The following is a 2,887-nucleotide window of genomic DNA, read 5'->3' as shown; positions in this document are numbered from 1 at the left end:
CCCCCCCCCCCCCCCCCCGGGCCCCCCCCCCCCCCCTCCTAACCCCCAAACCCCCCCCCCCCCCCCCCGCCCCCCCCCCCCTACCCGCCCCCTGTCGGGGGGGCGGGAACGGATAAAGAGTGCGGGAAGATCGCCTAGCTGCCCTGGACCGGTTGGGTGCGGTACAGGTCGGGCTCGATGTACATGACGCGGGCGATGGGGACCTCCGCGCGGATCCGGGCCTCGGCCTCGTCGATGGCCGCGGCGATATCGGTGATCTCCAAGCCGGGCACGATCGATACCTTCGCGGCGACCAGGAGTTCGTCCGGGCCCAGGTACTGGGTGCGCAGGTGGATCACGCGATCGATGCGGGTTCCGTCGACCAGGCCCGCGCGGATCTTGTCGTCCTGGTCCGGGGTGGCGCCCTCGCCGATGAGCAGGCTCTTCATCTCCACGATGAGCACGATGGCGATGGTGCCCAGCAGCACGCCGATCCCGAGGGTGCCGATGCCGTCCCAGATCGGATCGCCGGTCACCATCGTGAGCAGGACCGCCGCGAGCGCGAGCACCAGGCCGACCAGCGCCCCGGTGTCCTCGAGCAGCACCACCGGCAGCTCCGGATTGCGGGAATTGCGGATGAACCGCCACCAGCTCGCCCCGGCGCGCAGCGGCTGCGACTCGCGCATCGCGGTGATGAAGCTGTAGGTCTCGAGCCCGATCGCGACCACCAGGATCGTGACCGCCACCAACGGCGAGGTCAGCTCCTCCGGATGCTGGATCTTGTGGATGCCCTCGTACACCGAGAACATGGCGCCGAGGGTGAACAGCACCAGCGCCACCACGAACGAATAGAAGTACCGGTTGCGCCCGTACCCGAACGGGTGCAGCTCGTCGGCCTCCTGCTGGGCCCGCTTCTGCCCGAGCAGCAGCAGCCCCTGGTTACCGGTGTCGGCCACCGAGTGCACGCCCTCGGCCAGCATCGACGCCGAACCCGTGATCGCCGCGCCGATGAACTTCGCCACCGCGATTCCGGCATTCGCGGTCAACGCCGCGAGAATCGCCTTCTTACCGCCACCCGCAGACATGGTGCCGCATCGGTCCTTTCGTCCTCATCGCACGCCGGAGACCGCCGCCGTGCCGGATATGCCGGAATAACATACCGCTGTCGTCGGAACGACCGTAGTACACCGCCGGGCCGTTCACGCGTCGCCGACGCAGGCGCAGAACAGTTGCGCGGCGCCGTCGACTGCCTGGGCGCGGATATTCGCGTCCGCGGCCGAGATCCAGGCCGCGTTGCCCGGCGTGATCCGCAGTTCCGCGGCGCCCTGCAGCAGCCGCACGGTGCCGGCGGTGCACAGGATGATGCCCGGCCCGGTGCGCGGCACGGATACCGGCTCGGCCCCGGCCGCCAGATCGAAACGCCGCAGCGCGAACTCCGCCGCGGGGGCGCGGTAGCGGTACGAGCCGTCCCCGACCGGCTCCGCCTCGATGAGCGGCACGTCCAGCGGCTCGAAGTCCAGCACCCGCAGCAGTTCCGGGACGTCGACGTGCTTGGGGGTCAGGCCGCCGCGCAGCACATTGTCGGAGTTGGCCATGATCTCGACCCCGACACCGCGCAGGTAGGCGTGCAGGTTGCCCGCCGCGAGGAACAACCCCTCGCCCGGCTGCAGCGTCAGCCGGTTCAGCAGCAGGGCGGCCAGCACCCCCGCATCGCCCGGATAGGCCTCGGCCAGCTCCAGCGTCGTGCGCGCCTCGGCCGCGAATTCCTTGCCCGCGGACGGGGTTTCGCCGGAGCCGTCGGTATCCGGGCCGTCCTTGTCGGACAGATACCGGACGCAGCCGTCGAGCACCTTGGGCAGCAGTCCGGCGAGCATCGCCTGCGGCAGCGTGATCCAGGTCGTGAACAGGGTGCGCAGGCCATCGGAATCCGGTTGCGCGGCAAGCAGATCGGCGTACCGATCCAACTCCGGTACGGCCAGTGCGCGCAGCAGCGCGACGGTGCGGTGCGGGTCGCGGAACCCGGCCAGCGCCTCGAACCGTTCCAGCGCGACCACCAGTTCGGGCTTGTGGCTGTCGTCGCGGTAGTTGCGCATCGGCGAATCCAGCGGCACCCGGGCCTGATTCTCCCGCTCGAATCCGCCACGCGCCTGTTCGGTACTGGGATGCGCCTGCAGCGACAGCGGCTCCTCGGCGGCCAGGATCTTCAGCAGGAACGGCAGCCGTCCGCCGAAAACCGGTGCGACCGCGCCCAATTCGCGGTGCGGATCGGCGGCCACGACCTCGAGCAGCGACGTGCGGTGACCGTCGATGCTGACCTGTGCGGGGTCGGCGGGATGGGCGCCGAACCACAGTTCGGCCTCGGGATGTGCGGAGGGGACCGGTCGGCCGCACAGCTGAGCGAGTGCGGTGCGTGAGCCCCAGGCGTAGGAACGCAACGCACCAACGAGTTCGTGCACTAGTAGCGTCCCCCGTCGTACCGCTCCGGACGGTCGGTGGCCGGGCCGCAGCCCAGCAGGCGTAGGTATGCCGCCGCCATCTCCAACCGGACCACCAGCACCGCAAGCTGTTCCAGCTCGCTGCCCACCCGGAACATCGGCCCGCCGCCCGGTAGCGGTTCGTCCGGCGGCGCCGCGGGCGGCCCGCCGGATTCGGTACTCATCAGCTCCACATCGACGTTCACCAGATCCGCATCCACCAGCCCGGCGCCCGCGCCGAAGACCGCCAGCCGCCGCCGCCCGGCCCGCCCCGCGCGCCCCGCGCCGCCCCGCCCCCCCCCACCCCCCCCCCCCCCCCCCCCCCCCCGCCCCCCCCCCCTACCCCCCCCCCCCGCCGCCGCCCCCCCCCGGGGGGGGGGGCGGCCCGGACCACGAAGACCCGCGCCCGCTCCACCGGCGCCGGTCCGTCGAGC

General features: G+C 71.9%; 2 protein-coding genes and 1 pseudogene. All 3 read right to left on the bottom strand.

From position 1 onward, the window contains the following. Nucleotides 1-134: 134 nt before the first annotated feature. Complete coding sequence (locus QH290_RS19805; RefSeq protein ID WP_280266242.1) at nucleotides 135-1,064, bottom strand: cation diffusion facilitator family transporter; 930 nt, start codon at nucleotides 1,062-1,064, stop codon at nucleotides 135-137. 114 nt (nucleotides 1,065-1,178) lie between these two features. Next, complete coding sequence (manA, locus tag QH290_RS19800; RefSeq protein ID WP_280266243.1) at nucleotides 1,179-2,435, bottom strand: mannose-6-phosphate isomerase, class I; 1,257 nt, start codon at nucleotides 2,433-2,435, stop codon at nucleotides 1,179-1,181. Then, nucleotides 2,435-2,887: pseudogene (locus tag QH290_RS19795) on the bottom strand (hypothetical protein); the annotation flags it as partial. The gene manA and the pseudogene QH290_RS19795, both read right to left, overlap by 1 nt.

Source organism: Nocardia wallacei, from assembly GCF_029869545.1.
Lineage (GTDB): Bacteria > Actinomycetota > Actinomycetes > Mycobacteriales > Mycobacteriaceae > Nocardia > Nocardia wallacei_A.
The sequence above is the reverse complement of the archived record's forward strand: the minus strand, read 5'-3'. Positions and strand labels throughout refer to the sequence as shown.